Source organism: Candidatus Terasakiella magnetica (genome assembly GCF_900093605.1).
Lineage (GTDB): Bacteria > Pseudomonadota > Alphaproteobacteria > Rhodospirillales > Terasakiellaceae > Terasakiella > Terasakiella magnetica.
Map to the genome: position 1 here is coordinate 74,995 of NZ_FLYE01000044.1, position 17,186 is coordinate 92,180.

Sequence of the window (17,186 nt, forward strand, 5' to 3'; positions counted from 1 at the left end):
ACCTCTCAAAGCAGAAGGAATAAGAATGGCCGATAACGTGTTATTCGACCTGAAAGACCTTGGTGAGCAAGGCGTAGAACTTGCTCAACTTGCAGGAAGTGGTGAAGCCGCCGGTCGTATCGAGACTGTGAACGGCACAGTCACTGTGCGCCGCCTTAATGGTGAGAGCGCAAGCCTGAATGAAGGTGATGAGATTTTCATGGGCGACACGTTGGAAGTCGGCCCCTCTGGTAATGTGGGGTTGATTTTTGCTGATGATACGACCGTGGCACTGGGTGAAGGTGCACAGATGGTCATTGATGAGATGGTCTATGACCCCGAAGGGCCAAGTGGGTCTATGACTTTAAGTGTGGCTGATGGGGTGTTTTCTTTCGTTTCCGGTCAAATCTCAAAAACTCAAGATGAGGCCATGGTGTTAAATACACCTGTGGCAACCATTGGGGTGCGCGGCACAAAAGGTGCGGGTGTTGCAGCCCCAGAAGGAAGTGAAAACCAAATCACCCTGATGGCAGAAGAGGATGGTCAATTAGGTGAGATCATTGTGCGCAATGATGCAGGTGTTCAGGTCCTAAACCAGCCTAACCAGTCTGTTGCCATGACCAGCCGCTTTGAAGCGCCGCCCCCGCCAACGGTAATGTCAGCAGCCCAGATTGAAAATATGTATGGCTCTGCCCTCTCTGTGATGCCGCCACCGCCAAAACGCCGTGATGAAGCCAATGAAGATGGCAATGGTGAAGGTGAAGAAGGCGAAAACGCAGAGGGCGAAGAAGCTGTTGAGGAAGGCGAGGAAGTCGCTGAAGGTGAAGCGGGTGAAGCAGAAGGTGAGGGTGAAGGCGAAGAAGAACTTGCCGCAGAAGAAGAGCTCGCCCCTGAGGAAGAAGCCTTAAAAGAAGAGGCCCCACAAGAAGGTGATATTGCCCCTGAAGCAGAACCGATGTTTGCTGAAGGTGGACCATTAGGTGAAAAGCCTGTCGGGGAGCCTTTGGCAGGAGCTGAAGGCGAGGGCGATCTGATTGGCGCTGCGGGTGAGGATCGTTTATCTCCCACAGAGGGTGGCCCTGCGGGGGAAGACGTCGGCCTTGATTTTGGTGATTTGGGACTGCCCGACCCGGGAAGCTTGTTGGATGTTAAAACAGGTGATATTCCACCACCCCCTCCGGCACCTGTGCCTGACCCGGTTGCCCCGATTGTTGAAGACCCGGTTGTCTCTGATCCGGTTTCATCGGGAACAACAATTACCGGGACAAGTGCGGCTGAACAACGCTTAGGCACGGATGCGGCAGAAACCTTTCATATGGGGGCTGGTGATGATTGGGCCATGGGTGATCATGGCGATGATACCCTTTATGGCGAGGCAGGTAATGATGTGCTTTATGGTGATGAGCCGATCATTGGTCGCATCAGTACGGATGATAATGGTTTGGAAATCAGCCCTGCTGGCAGTGCCATCTTAACCCAACTTCCAACCAATCTTTTTACTGATGATGGCAATGATCTTATTTCGGTCTTTGTGGCATCAAGTTCTGCATTGGTGAGTGAAGATACCAACAGTGTTGATGATGTTTATGTCAAAATCGGGCAAGATCTGGTTTTAGGTAGCGCCAATGCCGCTGGGGACCCAGGCAATGCGGCCTCCACGAACGGTATTTTATCAGGTGATGGCAAATATCTGTTTTTTGATTCCCTTGCAACCAACCTTGATGGGGGGGCTGGGTCTTATTTACAAGTCTTTCGCAAGAACCTCTCAAGTGGTGAAGTGGAGATGGTCAGCACCTTAAGTGATGGCACCACAGAAGGGGATAATATCTCTAGCATCATGTCGGTTTCTGATGATGGTAATCTGGTTGTTTTTCGCACCTATGCCAGTAACTTCTCCTCTGATGTGAGTGCCACAGATACAAATGGCACCTATGATCTATTTATAAAAAATATGACGGATAACTCCCTGCAATTGGTGAGTAAAAATGTCTCTGCCAGTTTGGGAACGGGTGACGCATCTTCCTATAAAGCGGTGATCTCTGGTGGTGGCTCAACAGTTGTGTTTGAAAGTTCTGCCAATGACCTGTGGGATTCAAATGCAGATAACTCATCAGACGATACCAATACGGGGACGGATATTTTTATCTATGATGTGGCAACCCAAAAAGTCTCAGATATAGCATCGGTTGATTCCTCAGAAGTTTTGATGACGACCAGCAGTTCGTATAACCCTTCCATTTCAACCGATGGACGCTATGTGGTGTTTGAATCCGATGCCACAGCCATGGTTACGGGTGATACAAACGGATTTCGCGATATCTTTCGTCGGGATTTGACCACAGGCGATACCATCCGGGTTAATACGACAAGCGCCAGTGCAGAGGCAACGGGGAACCATTCCTACAATGCGACTATTTCTGATGATGGCGATTTTGTTGTTTTTGAATCTTTAGCGACAAACCTTGTCAGTGGAGTGACCTCGGGCTCGCACGTCTATATTAAACAGATCAGCACGGGCTATATTTCTGTTTTAGATGCGCCAGCTGCGGGCACTGTTGGCGATAGCAATGCCTATCAGGCTCATATTTCGTCTGATGGCAAAAGCATTATGTTTTACAGTTCATCAACCAATCTCGTGCCTGCTGATGGCAATGCATCTTCAGATATTTTCATGGTGGCAAACCCCTTTAGTGCGGAGACAGGCGGGGGCAATGATACGCTCAACGGTGGGGCGGGTGATGATACGCTGGTTGGCGGCAGCGGTAATGATACCTATGAATTTAATACGGCATTTGGCCTTGATACCATTGACGATCATAGCGGGACCGATACCATCAAGTTTGATGATGAGGTGATTGATTACAGCTTCACGACTGTGAATGATATCACAGCAGCACAAGTCACTGATATGGAAGAACTTGAAGTGTTGCGCTCCGGTAATGATTTACATGTCGAAATTGATACATCAAACAAGGTCGTTATTGTTGATCAGTATGATAGCCACAGCGTGGAAACGGTAACTGCTGGAGATGAGACATTTACTCTGTCTGTTACATCCTCAGGCACAGCAGCAGGTGAAGTTCTGATCGCAACATCCTCGGCGGACCAATATCTATATGGGTTTGCTGGTGATGATGCAGTCTTTGGCAATGCTGGGAATGATTATATTAATGGCGGGGCGGGGGATGATTTCCTTAAAGGTGATTATGGCAATGATACCCTTGTCGGCGAAGACGGGGTTGATGTGCTGTTAGGTGAGGAGGGTAATGACCTTCTTGATGGTGGGGCCGGGAGTGATTTTCTTCATGGTGGTGCGGGCGCAGATACCTTTAGTTTTAATGCGTCAAGCGGGATAGACCGCATTAATGATTTCACCACGGGTACAGACAAAATCAAGATTGATTTCGCAACCTTTTCTATTACCGTTTCAACCGCAAGCCCGATCCAGTTTGAAGATATCACAGGGACGTATGACGGCACCAATGCCTCAGCCGGATCAAACGTGATTTTGGACGATAATGGTGACCTTTATGTGGATAACAATGGCACAGCCGCAGGGGGCTATTCCGTTGTTGCCAATGTGGGGGCTGCAACGGTGGCATCAGGTGATATTGAAGATGTTTAGCCTATAGTTCAGACCATTGTGTGAGCACTTTTTCTATGGTGCCTGTAAGCTTATCCAGCTCATCATCACTGATGGTAAAGGCAGGGGTCAGGTAAATAATATCCCTAAAGGGACGCAGCCAGACACCTTCTTCGACAAAGCGTTTTTTTAGCCAGTTGGTGTCTTTAATATCCCAAACCTGCACGACCCCGATGGCACCAAGGATACGTATGTCTTTCACACCCTTGATGGATTGTAGTGGCGTTAGGGCGTTTCTGAGTTTTTGATGGATATGTTTAACCTGTTCAAGGCGGGGCTCTTGCTCAAATAAATCAAGGCTGGCATTGGCAGCCGCGCAGGCCAGTGGGTTTGCCATATAGGTCGGCCCATGTTGTAGGGCATCATCAAAACTTTCACTCAAAAATGCCTCATAGATATGGTCTTGGGCAACTGCGCAGGCCAGTGGGCACACACCGGCGGTTAAGGCTTTTGACAGGCAAATGATATCGGGCACAATCTCGGCCTGATCAATGGCAAACATGGTGCCTGTACGCCCAAAGCCTGTGAAAATTTCATCCACAATAAACAGCAGCTCGTGTTTTTGCACTGTCTCACACATGTTTTTTAACACATCCGGGCTGAACATTTTCATGCCGCCTGCGCCTTGGACCAAAGGTTCAGTAATGACACCTGCAATTTCATCCTTATGTTTGGCAAGGAAGGCATCAAATTCTTCTAACTGTTTTGGGCTGCGCGGGACATCAACGACAAACTGTTCAAACAACACCTCGTTAAAGACATGATGCATGCCTTCTTCAGGGTCTGCAATGGACATGCAGCCAAGGGTGTCGCCATGATAGCCATCTTTAAAGGAGACGAATTTTGATCGCCCCTTTACCCCTTTGTTGATCCAATACTGGATCGACATTTTCATGGCGACTTCAACTGAGACCGAACCTGAATCCACAAAGAAAACGCGATTAAGATCGCCTGGCAACAGATCAGCCAGACGTTTGGCAAGCTTGAGGGCAGGCTCATGATTAAGCCCGCCAAACATCACATGGGGCATGACATCAAGTTGATGTTTCATCGCCTCAATCACATGGGGAGGGTTATAGCCATGGCATGCTGTCCACCAAGAGGCAATACCATCAACCAGCTCATGACCATCTTCCAATGTAATGGTGCAGCCTTGTGTGGATTTGGCTGCAAGTGGTGTCGGGGCTGTTTGCATTTGGCTATAGGGTAGCCAAACATGGGGAAAACCGTCAGTGAACCATTTAGGGGCAGTCATAAGGAGCATCCTTGGTATGTGTCATAAATATAACCCCGCAACATAAATGCGGGGTTATAAAATAGCGATGATGTGGTCTTAAAAAATTAGAGGCGATGATCGCCATCTAGAGGTTCGGGATATTCTTCGCGAAAAGATTTCTGGGCATCACTAAGGGCTGAAGTCAGCGCCGTTAAAAGCTCATCATTGGTGATAACTTTTCCTGCTTCATCCAGATCCGCAACGACCTTGGCAAGCAGGTTGCCATCACCGGGTGCTTCCAGATCAAGTTGAGCAGCTTTTACAGCATAACTTTCGGCTTCTTCCCCTTGAAGGCCGATTTTTTCTGCCACCCATGTGCCGAACAAGCGGTCACGACGGGCGCGGATTTTAAAGTTCTGTTCTTCATCGAGTTTATATTGCGCTTCAAAAGCCTGTTCACGTTCTTTAATGGCGCGTGCGATATCACTCATATTCTTCCCCATTTCTTTTTTAATTAATGCCTCTATAAAAAATATATGCATTTCATTGAGCAAGACAAGGTAATATGATCTAAATACAACGAAAAAATAAGGAAACATGTCAGATGTGCACCGTTGTTATCTTGCGTCGCCCTGATCATGACTGGCCTTTGCTTCTTGGGGCTAACCGTGATGAGATGAAAGACCGTCCATGGCAGGCCCCCATGCGCCATTGGCCTGATCGCCCTCATGTGGTTGCCGGCATTGATGAAGAAGCAGGTGGCACATGGATGGGGATCAATGATGACGGGCTTGTGGCCTGTATCCTTAATCGTTTTGGCACGTTGGGTGCGCATCCTGATTTTAGATCCCGCGGTGAGCTCCCCCTAGAAGCCCTTGATCATGCGGAGGCGGAAATAGCCGCCCAAGCCTTTGAAGATTTAAACCCTGAAGCTTATCGCCCTTTTAATATGGTCATTGCTGATGCGCGCACGGCTTGGTGGGTTAAAAATGACGGGATGAACATTCAAGTGGAAGAAATCGCAGACGGTCTTTCTATGATCTCCGCCCATGACTTAAACGATACAGAAAAATCAGATCGCTTGGGGTTACACCTGCCGCGTTTTCGCGCAGCCCCCGCCCCAGAACCTTCACAGGATGACTGGATGACATGGCAGGCTTTGCTTAGCAGTCGCAAACATTCAGGGGAAAGTCGCAGTGCCATGCAGATTGAAACCGATTTTGGTTTTGAAACCGTTTCTTCAAGCCTGCTGGCCCTACCCAAAGCGTGGGAACAGGAACGCAAACCCATTTGGAAATTTTGTTCAGGCAAACCGGGCGAGAATGACTTTTACGACGTTGAACTCTAATCTAGGTTCGCAATTTTCATGGGGTGGTATTCAAAGGATTGCCAGACATTGGCTTTGGTATAAGGGTCTTCTGCCAGCCATAGCATGAGCGCATCCTCACTTTCAATTTCCACGAAAAGAGACGAGCCGATCATCTGGTCATGCTCATCTAAAAGAGCGCCACCCATAATCAAAATGCCTTTCTTTTTTTGCAGGCGCGCATGTTCAAAATGGGCAGGACGCGTAGCAAGACGACGCTCCATCGCATCTTCATCTTTGCCGTCTTTGGCGATAACTAGAAACTGCATGAGATGTACTCCTTTTCTTAAAAAGTCTGGCTAAAATAACCATACCGTATTAAATAGTTTTAATGGAAACTATTTCTCCCACGACTCGCGCGGCCTTATGGATGGTGTTTTTTTGCGCAACAATGGCGTGCTTGTCGGGTATGATCCGTCATTTATCTCCCCATATCCCCGCCCTTGAAATGGTGTTCTTTCGCAATTTCTTTGGCTGGCTTTTCATGCTGCCTTTTATTGCCCATGCGGGTTTTTCCATCTTAAAAACAAAACGGATCAAGATGCATGGCATTCGCGCCCTGTTTGGGACCGCAGCCATGTCATGCTGGTTTTTAGGGGTGACACTCATCCCGCTTTCTGAAGCCACGGCCCTTGGTTTTACCGTGCCGCTATTTACCACATTGGGCGCAGCCCTTGTGTTGGGGGAAACCGTGCGGCTTCATCGTTGGATGGCGCTGATTGTCGGGTTTATTGGCGCCTTGGTCATTATCCGCCCGGGCCTGCAGGAAATTGAAATAGGCACCATGATTGTGCTGGCCTCCAGTGTGTTTATTGCCTGTGCGCTTTTATCGGTGAAGCATCTCACAAGTTCAGAACATCCCATGGCGATTGTGTTTTACATGGGCTTGTTTATGTCGCCGCTTTCCCTGATTGGGGCCTCCACAGTCTGGATCTGGCCGCAAGCTGAACATTATGGCTGGTTGGTTGCCATGGGTGTTTTTGCCTCAAGCGGGCAGATCGCCATGGCAAAGGCCATGCAGGCCGCAGATGCTTCTGTTTCCATGCCGTTTAATTTCAGCCATATGATCTTTGCCACCTTTATCGGCTATTTCTTCTTTAATGAAGCCTTAGACCTTTGGGCATGGGTTGGCGCGATCATCATTTTTAGTGCGACAATCTATATTGTGCGCCGTGAAGCAAAACTGGCGAAATTAGCAAAGTTGGAAAAGGCGAAGGCTTAGTCTTCATCATCCAGACCAGGATCACCAATATCTTCGCTCAAGGCTTCAATTTCTTGCTCCGGCACGGTGGACATTTCCATGAAGTAAGCAAGGAACCATAATAAAGCCACGCCTAACAACCAGAACATAATCTGCCATGCCCAGATAGACGGGATGCCAAAGGTCCAGCCATCACGGCCCACATCAGGTGCCCCAAAGGCATCGTTGCCCACAACCACGCCCGGGCCAATGGCAAAGAAAACCCAAATAAGCGTTGCCCCCCATGCCAGCGGGATAAGCTTGCGTTTATTGGGCGCAAGGCCGGCATGTTCTTTTAAGAAGGTATGGAACTTGGATTTATGATCGCGCGTGCCATCTTGTTGCGAGGTGGCAGAAACCACAATGCAGACCAATAAGTTGAGCGCAATGCCCCAACCACCGGAATGGATGGTTAAAGGCCAGCGGCCCCATAGGTCTAGCCCAATCAGATTGAGGAGGCCCACGCCATAATTATCGGTGAAAAATACAGCGAGCAGCCCAACGATAAGCCCTGCACTTACTCCGCGCGCGGTAAACCATTTAATCCAGCAGACCCCCAATAGGGCAGGCCACATTTGCAAACCAAAGGCCACCGCCATCCCGCCAAGCAAAACAAGTGTGTCTTTGTTGGTCAGGGCCACGACCAAGGCGGCAAGCAGGATGATAAGCACGCTTACGCGGGCAACGAATTTTTGAATGCTATGTCCGGCTTGGGGTTGTAGGCGGTGTTTATAAACATCGCGCGTCAACATGGCCCCGGCAGTGGACATATAGGCCGCGCCCGCAGACTGCATCCCTGCCAAAGCGCAAACCCCCAGAAAGGCCACAAGCCATGGCATGTTATCTTGCACGATGGTAAGGATATAAGGCACCAAGGTATCAGGAATGTCTGAGATTTCAGTAGGCAGTTTCCAATCAATGGGCACACCGCTGCCTGCCAGTGAAGGTGTGGCGCCAAGAAGGTGCGTGCTCATACCTTGGGCGATGGAAACGATAAATAGCAAGCCACCAAGAATAAGGCCGGATACCCAGACCTGTTGCGGGGCAAAGGGCTTGGGCGTGTTGTTACCAAAGCTCCACATGGAAAAGGCAGGGGAGGCTTGCACCCCCATCATTGCCATAAGGAAGGTCAGGATCATCATGCCCGTCCAAGGCCCGCCGTTATAGGTGGTTTCTTCAACCCCGCTGACCCCTTGCATGATACCGGGAACGGCAAGATAGGAGTTATAATTACCCCCACCTGCGCCCTTGGTTGTCCCCCATAGGCCAAATTCAGAGCTGCCCATTCTTTCAAAACTGATGAGCAGATTTTCAACACCGCCAATGGCATAAATGGCGATGCCGCCTGTAAGGATGACCCCAACGGCGAGCAAGATACATTGGAAGCTATCAGCATAAGCCACCGCGCGCATGCCGCCATAAACCACATAGAGAAAAACCGCCATGCCGAGCAAGAGCGTGCCCACAGTGGTGCTGATGAGCCCGTCACTCAGAACGTTAAATAAATAACCCGCAGCCCCGAGCTGAACCCCCATGAAGGGAACAGTGAAGAGAACGGCGACAATGACGGTGAGAAAACGGATACGATCGCATTTATAATAATCAGACAGCATTTCACCGGGGGTGACATAGCCAAAACGCTTGCCCAGCATCCATTGCCGTTTGAGGAAAATAACCCCGGTTAATGGGATCATAATGGTGAAAAACGAGATATAGGCATAGGGAAAGCCATCGCGATAAATCATCGCGGGGTGGCCTAAAAAGGTCCAGCCGGAAAAGGAAATAGCCGTGGCGGCTAAGACAAAAACCCACACAGGCAGGTTGCGTCCCGCCAAAAAATAATCACTTGCCGTGCGCGCCAAACGTGCGCCACGAATTCCAAGATAGATACAATAGGCCCAGTACAACGCCACGAACCCAAGTAGCCACAAAAGCTTCTCGTTCAAACCCAAATTCTCCCTAGTCAAAGGGCCCGTATTGTTTTTATAAGGAGGCCCCCCTGTATTGCACTGGTTTCTTTTTTTTGATCCTCAGTGCGTGGAAGCGATTGTTACGCAATGTGAGACGGAATGCAACAAATCATATATAATGGCATGATATGTTGCGTGAAGTTTTTGACGCAGATGTAAGGGGCAAGAATATAAATGCGATCCCAGACCGAGATATTTTCAAAACGCGTGAAAGATTTCATGCATATGCCAGAGGCCGCTGTGTCTGTGGGGACGCCTTGTTGCGATGTGGTCGCCCTTATGTCTGATAAAAAGACGCACTGTTGTGTGGTGAGCGACACCCATAACAAGCTGGCGGGCATTTTGCGCAGCGAAGATATTTTAAATAAGATTGTCTTTAAAGTCTCTGAGCAAACCGTGATTGAAGATGTGATGGTTAAAGAGGTCCAGACCATCGCGCCCCATGAATATCTCTATCACGCCATCGGGCGCATGCGCCGTTATGGAATTTGCGAACTGGTGGTGGTTGATGAGACCATGCAGCCTGTGGGCATGATCTATTTAAAAGAGGCTGTGGAAGCGGCCTCTAGCCATTTTATGCAGCAGATTGACCGTTTAAGCGCAGAAGGTAGCCTTGAAAGCTTACGCGATGTGAAAGACGCGCAGGTGGAACTCGCCCATGACATGTTTAAAGATCAAGTGGCGGCTTCGCTCACCCAACGCCTATTAAGCCATGTAAATAATGATACGGTGGCGCGCATTATATCCGCAAACCTCACCCATATGGAGGCAGAAGGCTGGGGCGCACCCCCTGTTGAGTTTTGCGCCATTGTTATGGGCTCAGGCGGGCGTGGGGAAAACTATCTATATCCCGATCAGGATAATGGGTTCATCTTGGAAGATTATCCCGATGAAGACCATAATCGGGTAGATCATTTCTTTCGGGAACTTGCCAAACGTATGTGTGATGACCTCAATGAGGTTGGCTTTCCCTATTGTGAAGGTCATGTCATGGCGACAAATCCGCTGTGGCGCAAAACGCTTTCACAATGGATCAAACAGGTAAAGCTCTGGGGTAAAAAACGCAATTCTGTTGCCTTGCGCTTGGCCGATATCTTTTTTGATTTTCAACCCGTATGGGGGAAGGTGGAATTGGCGGATGATTTGCGCGCGAGCGTGTTGCAAACCGTGCAGGCCAATCACTTTTTCCTACAGGAAATGTATCACGCTCAACGCGACCACCGGGTTGCCATTAACCTGTTTGGACGCTTGATTGATGACCCCAGTGATGAAGCTCACAAGCGTATGGTGGATTTAAAATACCGTGGCTTCTTGCCCTTGGTTGAAGGGGTGCGCCTGTTGTCCTTAAAGGCAGGGATTGGTGAGACCTCGACCCTAAAACGCATTGAGAAATTACATGAGGCGAAAGCTTTGAGCGAGAATGAGGCCGATTATCTCAGCTCGGCCTTTCGCTTCATCACCCAATTGCTCCTAAAACGTCAGGTGCGTGAATATGAAAGCAAGCAACCCGTGACGCGCTTTGTTAAAATCAGACGCTTGAGCAAACGGGAAAAAGACAGCCTGATCAACTCCCTTCGCCATATCGAGTCGTTTCGAAAGCGCCTGAAAGGGGAGTTTACGGGGGATGTGTATTAAGAGTTTATCTGTTTGCTTTTAGTTTTACTTTACCCACGCCAGAGATATATTCTTTGGCTAAAATATCTTTATCATAGTTTTCAGGCACGCAGATGAAGCCCGTTAATAAAGCTTGCTTGCCTGAGCCACCTTCTAGCTCGACAGAGTGACCAAACAGTGTCCTGCCAAAAATACATTGTTTATTGGCGCGATTAAAAAGAGCATAAGTGACGGCTTCTTTGGAATGGATTGTTTTCAGTTCATCGGGATCGATTTTTTTGCCTATGACTGTCCATGCGGCTGCAAATTTTCTGAATCTATCATCGCTGAAATAATCATAAAAGCCACCACGATAGTAGCGCTCAGCAAGGAAAACTCCATTGTTGAGATAAACTACTTCTTGATAGTGGCTATGGAGCGAGCGTGCTTTAACTTTTTTGATGCGTTTTTTAATGTCAGGGATGCTGGTTAAGCGGCTCTCTTCAATATCAATATATTGATACTCACCACTTCCAAGGCACCTGCCACTAACGGTTTTTACGCCGCAGTGATCTGTGGCACAGGCGCTAAGTATAAGTAAGCAAGATATTGCAGCAAACAGACGCATTGTTTCTCCCCTTTGAAAACTATTTTAGATAGTATCTATCTAGGGGAATGTGTCAAATTATAAATGTAATATTGGGTGCCTGTCGTTAGGGGGCAGAACATAAAAAAGCCCCGTGCCTTATAAAAAAGGAACGGGGCATTAAAAAAAACGTTGAGGCGATTAGCTGTCGCGCTCAGCCTTGAGGGCATCAGAAAGCAGGAAGGACATTTCCAGTGCTTGGTTTGCATTCAGGCGTGGGTCACATTGTGTGTGGTAGCGATCGCCAAGATCACCTTCTTTGACTTCGTAAGTCCCGCCAACACATTCTGTTACGTCCAGACCAGTCATTTCAAAGTGAACACCACCAGCATGTGTGCCAGCAGCTTTATGTGCGGCAAAGAAGCCTTTGACTTCACCCAAGATGCGATCAAAGTGACGTGTTTTATAGCCACCTTCAGCAGAAACTGTGTTGCCATGCATTGGGTCACAGGCCCAAACCACATGACGCCCTTCTGCTTTAACACGCTCTAGAAGTGGGCCGAGGCCTTCTTCAATTTTGCCATCGCCCATACGCGTGATCAATGTCAGCTTACCAGCTTCATTTTCAGGGTTCACTTTATCGATCAGGGAGATCAAGTCATCCGGCGTCATGGTTGGGCCGACTTTACAGCCGATAGGGTTGGCAATGCCGCGCATATATTCAATATGGGCTTCGTCTAACAGGCGTGTGCGCTCACCAATCCATACCATATGGGCGGAAGTGTCATACCATTCTTCAGCATCGCGTGTGCTGTCTACACGGGTCATGGCCTGCTCATAGTTAAGCAAGAGTGCCTCGTGAGAGGTATAGAATTCAGTTTCGCGCAAAGACGGTGTTGTCTCGCCATTAATGCCACAGGCATCCATAAAGGACAGGGCATCGGAAATACGTTGAGACAGGTCTTTGTAACGGTCGCCTTCTGGTGTGCCAGAAACAAAGCTCAGGTTCCATTTATGAACTTTATTTAAGTTGGCATAGCCCCCTTGCGCCAATGCACGGATCAGGTTCAGCGTTGAGGCTGACTGATTGTACATCTGGATCAAACGATCAGGGTTAGGAATGCGGGCTTCTTCCGTAAACTCGATCCCATTTACCGCATCACCACGGTAGCTTGGCAGGGTGACATCACCTTGTGTTTCCATGTCGCTTGAGCGCGGCTTGGCAAACTGGCCTGCCATACGGCCGACTTTAACGATGGGGCAAGACGCACCGAATGTGAGAACAACAGCCATCTGCAACAATACGCGGAAGGTATCGCGGATGTTGTTGGGGTTGAATTGTTCAAAGGATTCTGCACAGTCGCCACCTTGTAGCAAGAAGCCGTTGCCCATGGCCACTTGACCAAGCTCGGCTTTCAGGCGGCGTGCTTCACCCGCAAAGACCAGCGGAGGATAGGAAGACAGGGTCTCTTCAACCTGTTTAACTTTATCCGCATCCGTATAAGTCGGCACCTGACGGATAGGTTTGCTGCGCCAACTATCTGGGGTCCAAGTCTGGGACATGTTCTGGAATCCTTAAATTCGAGTGTTCTTAAAATATTCAGAATATCCCGTATAGAAGGGATTCGTTAAGAATTCCAGAAGAAATACGGTTTTCAGTATGAAAATTGTGTGAAATGCACTTATGAAAACACCCCGACATGGTTTCATGTCAGGGTGTTTAACAATCTTGGTAAAGAAGTGATTTGCTTTAGAACTGTTTGTACAGACCCAGAGAAATATTATGAACATCAGCTTTACCTGTGTCATTATCACTTTGGTTTACACCGTCTAGGCGACCAAGGTTTGGCAAGAAGTCCCAGTTTGCACGCAAACCAAAACTATCGCTAAGGGCATATTTTGCACCTAAGCCAGCGGTCCAACCTGTGCCTTTGTCACGTTCAAGAGTATTGGCACCCGCATCATCCTGTTCGCGCTTAACTTGCCATGCCGTTAGACCAGCTTTGGCAAAAGGAACAAAACGCTCTGTCATTGGGATACTGTATGTGGCGCTCAAGCTTGCAACAGTGGCTTCGGCGCGTTCATTAGAGTTATCATCATCATGGGATTTACCCAAGTTAACATAAGCTGCTTCAACGCCGTAAGTTTCATTAAACTGGTAACCTAGAACAGCCTGATATGACAGGTCACGGCCAGTGTCATAATCAGAAGAGGCGCCTTCAGTTCCGTTATATTCAGATAAGCCAAGCGTTGCAGCCACGTAAATACCATCATTATCCATATTTTGGATAGGCGCTACGTCATCACGGCGCATTGGGTTGATGTGATAGATCAGATTTAAGCCTAGGACTGAAACAGATGCATCACCAACAGGTTCTAGACCATTACTGAGCTCGTCGTTGCTTCCTAAATCAGGATAAAAGTCATAGTTTGTGCGCAAGCTAATGTTATTGTTAACCTGATAGCTGGCTCCAAGGCCGAGGGAATAGCTATAACCATTTTTTGTATAGCGTTGGAAGCCGCCATCACCGTCTGTGCGGGTCATTTTATATTTAACGGCACCTGCTTTACCAAGAAGGGCAAAACGTTCAGTAACCGGAAGGGTCCCGACAACATCCGCATTCCACATGGTTAAATCAATGGTGTCAAATGGGGCATCGTTATAAATGTTAAACTGACCAAGGTCGCGGTAGCCAGCTTCAAAAGCAAGATAGCTGTTATATTGATAGCCTAAAAAGCCTTGATAGGCCATCTCGGTGTCTTGGGCTTCATTTTCTGCGCTGGCATCTTCACAGCCGGAAGTGGTTTGGTCACAAATGCGACCATCAATGTCAGCAACGCCTAAGCCACCACCAACATAAAAACCACTATCACTACCCTGACCAAGCGGGGCAACTTCTTCAAATGGGCGGTCCCCATGGAGGATGAGGTTCAAGCTAACGCTATCGTTATTCAAGGTACCTGTTGCATCAGATGTGCCTTTAATGTCTCCCATTCCCTCATAGTGATCCCATGCGGCGCGAATGGTGAAGTTTTCATTGGCTTGATAGTCAAGGCCCAAGCCAACGGTCAGGTCCGTTGAATGAGCTGTGCTCATACCGGGGTCACCGCCGCCATCTTCGAGTTTGGATTTAACAAAAGCGGCACCGATTTTACCATAACTTGTAAATCGAGACGTTAAAGGGACACGTCCTAAGGCATTGAGTTCCCATGCACTTGCAGTCATTGTGTCATGCAAGGTATCGTCATCATGGGCTTTACCCATTGAGATGTATCCCGCTTCAACTGCAAAATGTGGGTTAATATTATATCCCATAAAACCTTTGAAGGTTACGCTATTGGAACCAATAATCGCATCAGAGGAGGCACCATCAGATTCACCACCAGAGAATTTTGGAATACCGAAGCCAGCCCCAACATAGAAATCTTTGGGTAATAGATTCTCATCAGCATGAGCCGTGGATGTAGCAAGTACCAACAGGCTTGCGCTCAGCAATAAGCGGCTTTTCTTCATTCTATTACCCTCAATTTATAGTTTTATTTAGAATAACCTCTAAGTGATGTGAGTATAAGAGTCAACTTATTAAGGGGGAATTGCCTTGTAAGCTCAGAGTTGTGAGTGGTTTTGGTTTAATCAGCCAAGGTGTCTTTCGCGCACAACAAAGCATCTTAACATCACTGCGCGTCCTTTTTTTGAGGAATGCAAAAAGATGTAAAAGCTATGAGATATTATAAATACTTTTGCTCAGACTTTTAATGCACACTCAGGGCATGCATGTCGTATTGGAAGGCGGTGGCAAAGGCGATGTCTCTGGTGTCGGTATGACCCAAATGTTCACCGGTTCCGCTATAGATGGAAAATCCCGGCGTTCCTTCGACAGTTTCTTCAATAACATAAGCCAGACGTTCGTGTTCGAACGCTTTATGGGCTTCTTCGCGCGTGTAAGAAATCAGCGCGTGCTCTTCACTAAATATATAGTTGGTCATGGCGGCCTCTATTCTTGTTCGACACCATGTATGTCGTTCATTATAGCCTGCCTTACGTCACCTTCTGTTGTAAGTCAGGTACGTTCACAAGACTCAGTATAGCAAGAAATTGCTACAAAAGGCTAAAAAAACGATCACAAAAGGGTGATAAGGACAGTGTAATGTTCTTATTCGGGTTGTACATCAATGGTTTTGGCATTGGCAGGAACATCGGGGCGTTCCATATCCTCAATGGGGATTTTGCGCACTTGGGTCTCGGGAATCGGTAAAACCAAATCCACATGCAGGAGCCCTTTTTCAAGGCGCGCAGCGGTGACTTCAACCCCTTCAGCCAGGACAAAGCTACGCTGGAACTGACGTGCAGCAATGCCGCGGTGGATGAAAATGCGGTCGCTATCATCTTGGGTGTTTTTGCCGCGCACCATCAGTTGGTTATCTTCAATGGTGACCGCAAGGTCATCCATGGAAAACCCAGCCACAGCCAAGCTGATGCGCAAGCTGTTTTGTGCGGTTTGTTCAATATTATAAGGCGGGTAGCCTTCAGCAGAGGATTTGGACACGCGGTCAAGCACCTGTTCAAAATGGTCAAAACCCAACAGTAGGGGACTGTTAAAAACCGACAGTCGAGGCATAGGTGTCTCCTTTAATCAAAGCGAGAGATCTGTATCGTCCTTGCAGCCCTATCATAGGCACCACAAGCTATGGCTCTAATGTCGTCAGGATTGGCGCAAGAGTCAAGCCTCGGTAATGCCGATTTTGCGCCCGGCTATTTCTAATTCTTCAACAACGCGTTCCATATGATCATATTTTCCAAATTGACCACAGATCAAACGAATGCGTTTTTCAGGTTCAGGCGGGGTCGTGAGGTCAAACAAAGGCGGGCATAAAGGCTCAAATGCTCGATTCTGAAACTCTAAAGACAAAGAAATACGCGGCTCTTTGGCATAGCGTGAGCTGCGTCCTGACCAATGCCACAGGTCTTGGCGCCAACCAAGAAGTGAGCCCGATGGGGCAGGTAGGCAGCGCACATCTTGGAGCAAGATATCGCTGGGCTCTTTGATTTCTCTTTCATATTCTTTTTGGCGCGAAAGCGGCAGGATATTCATGCAGCCATTTTCAGGCGTGGCATTTGTCAGGGGAATCCATAAAGACAGGCTGACAAGGAAATCATCAAAAAAAGCACATTCACCGGGATAGTCCACATGGGGCGGCCAGCCGGAGGTTGCGCCTTTGTCATCCTTATCAATATGCCATGCCCAGAAATGGGGAAGCAGGCCAAAGTCATCGCCTAAGAAATGGGAGAGAAATTCATCAAGCTGATGAAATAAATCCCATGTCTCATCATAGACATAGATAAAGGCCGCGGGCCATCCAGCTTCAACCAAATTTTCAATACCCAAACGCAAGGCTGAGATATCTTGATCAGCAAAAACAGGCGGCTGGTGAAGATAGCCATCATGGTGAATGGTATCTGAAATTTGCTCAAGCTGGTCCTGCCCCATTTTAATCGGGGTATTGAAGGTCGGCTTTTGAGAGACGGTTAAATGCGGATTGAGCTCTTTCCAATAAGAAAGATCAAGCAGCTTATCAGTGGGAAGAGCCATTG

The 17,186-nt window shown here is 48.2% G+C and carries 14 protein-coding genes; 4 read left to right on the top strand and 10 right to left on the bottom strand.

Going from position 1 to position 17,186, the window contains the following annotated elements; translation table 11 throughout:
- Nucleotides 1–25 precede the first annotated feature (25 nt).
- Nucleotides 26–3,604 (top strand): FecR domain-containing protein, encoded by a 3,579-nt coding sequence (locus MTBPR1_RS12530; protein ID WP_069189357.1) that lies wholly within the window; start codon nucleotides 26–28, stop codon nucleotides 3,602–3,604.
- Between the two features lies 1 nt (nucleotide 3,605).
- On the opposite strand, the gene MTBPR1_RS12535 is transcribed toward MTBPR1_RS12530, so the two are convergent.
- On the bottom strand, nucleotides 3,606–4,877 hold the full coding sequence (locus MTBPR1_RS12535) for an adenosylmethionine--8-amino-7-oxononanoate transaminase (RefSeq protein ID WP_069189358.1): 1,272 nt from the start codon (nucleotides 4,875–4,877) through the stop codon (nucleotides 3,606–3,608).
- Nucleotides 4,878–4,963: 86 nt separating this feature from the next.
- Complete coding sequence (locus MTBPR1_RS12540; RefSeq protein WP_069189515.1) at nucleotides 4,964–5,329, bottom strand: DUF1476 domain-containing protein; 366 nt, start codon at nucleotides 5,327–5,329, stop codon at nucleotides 4,964–4,966.
- 113 nt (nucleotides 5,330–5,442) lie between these two features.
- Between MTBPR1_RS12540 and MTBPR1_RS12545 the strand changes: the two genes are divergently transcribed.
- A complete protein-coding gene (locus MTBPR1_RS12545) occupies nucleotides 5,443–6,186 on the top strand; it encodes an NRDE family protein (RefSeq protein ID WP_069189359.1) in 744 nt (247 codons plus the stop codon).
- Here MTBPR1_RS12545 and MTBPR1_RS12550 read toward each other — a convergent pair.
- Entirely contained in the window at nucleotides 6,183–6,473 is a 291-nt protein-coding gene (locus tag MTBPR1_RS12550) for a YciI family protein (protein ID WP_069189360.1), read from the bottom strand. The two genes, MTBPR1_RS12545 and MTBPR1_RS12550, sit on opposite strands and share 4 nt — an antisense overlap.
- 62 nt (nucleotides 6,474–6,535) lie before the next feature.
- On the opposite strand from MTBPR1_RS12550, the gene MTBPR1_RS12555 reads away from it, so the two are divergent.
- Nucleotides 6,536–7,426, top strand: coding sequence for a DMT family transporter (locus tag MTBPR1_RS12555; protein WP_083223077.1), 891 nt, complete (start codon nucleotides 6,536–6,538; stop codon nucleotides 7,424–7,426).
- On the opposite strand, the gene MTBPR1_RS12560 is transcribed toward MTBPR1_RS12555, so the two are convergent.
- Nucleotides 7,423–9,390: a sodium:solute symporter family protein gene (locus MTBPR1_RS12560; RefSeq protein ID WP_069189362.1), complete on the bottom strand. Its 1,968-nt coding sequence runs from the start codon at nucleotides 9,388–9,390 to the stop codon at nucleotides 7,423–7,425. The two genes, MTBPR1_RS12555 and MTBPR1_RS12560, sit on opposite strands and share 4 nt — an antisense overlap.
- 198 nt (nucleotides 9,391–9,588) lie before the next feature.
- Here MTBPR1_RS12560 and MTBPR1_RS12565 point away from each other — a divergent pair, with 198 nt between their 5' ends.
- Nucleotides 9,589–11,049: a DUF294 nucleotidyltransferase-like domain-containing protein gene (locus MTBPR1_RS12565; RefSeq protein WP_069189363.1), complete on the top strand. Its 1,461-nt coding sequence runs from the start codon at nucleotides 9,589–9,591 to the stop codon at nucleotides 11,047–11,049.
- A gap of 4 nt (nucleotides 11,050–11,053) precedes the next feature.
- Here MTBPR1_RS12565 and MTBPR1_RS12570 read toward each other — a convergent pair whose 3' ends face one another.
- The 6 genes from MTBPR1_RS12570 to MTBPR1_RS12595 form a co-directional block, all read right to left on the bottom strand.
- Nucleotides 11,054–11,635 carry a hypothetical protein gene (locus MTBPR1_RS12570; RefSeq protein WP_069189364.1) on the bottom strand — a complete coding sequence of 194 codons (582 nt, stop codon included), beginning with the start codon at nucleotides 11,633–11,635 and terminating at the stop codon, nucleotides 11,054–11,056.
- A 159-nt stretch (nucleotides 11,636–11,794) separates the two neighbouring features.
- Nucleotides 11,795–13,156 carry a class II 3-deoxy-7-phosphoheptulonate synthase gene (locus MTBPR1_RS12575; RefSeq protein ID WP_069189365.1) on the bottom strand — a complete coding sequence of 454 codons (1,362 nt, stop codon included), beginning with the start codon at nucleotides 13,154–13,156 and terminating at the stop codon, nucleotides 11,795–11,797.
- A gap of 187 nt (nucleotides 13,157–13,343) precedes the next feature.
- On the bottom strand, nucleotides 13,344–15,107 hold the full coding sequence (locus MTBPR1_RS12580) for an outer membrane beta-barrel protein (protein ID WP_069189366.1): 1,764 nt from the start codon (nucleotides 15,105–15,107) through the stop codon (nucleotides 13,344–13,346).
- Between the two features lie 239 nt (nucleotides 15,108–15,346).
- On the bottom strand, nucleotides 15,347–15,580 hold the full coding sequence (locus MTBPR1_RS12585; protein ID WP_069189367.1) for a DUF1150 family protein: 234 nt from the start codon (nucleotides 15,578–15,580) through the stop codon (nucleotides 15,347–15,349).
- Between the two features lie 167 nt (nucleotides 15,581–15,747).
- Entirely contained in the window at nucleotides 15,748–16,212 is a 465-nt protein-coding gene (locus MTBPR1_RS12590; RefSeq protein WP_069189368.1) for an Hsp20 family protein, read from the bottom strand.
- Nucleotides 16,213–16,314: 102 nt separating this feature from the next.
- On the bottom strand, nucleotides 16,315–17,184 hold the full coding sequence (locus MTBPR1_RS12595; protein WP_069189369.1) for a phytanoyl-CoA dioxygenase family protein: 870 nt from the start codon (nucleotides 17,182–17,184) through the stop codon (nucleotides 16,315–16,317).
- Nucleotides 17,185–17,186 lie beyond the last annotated feature (2 nt).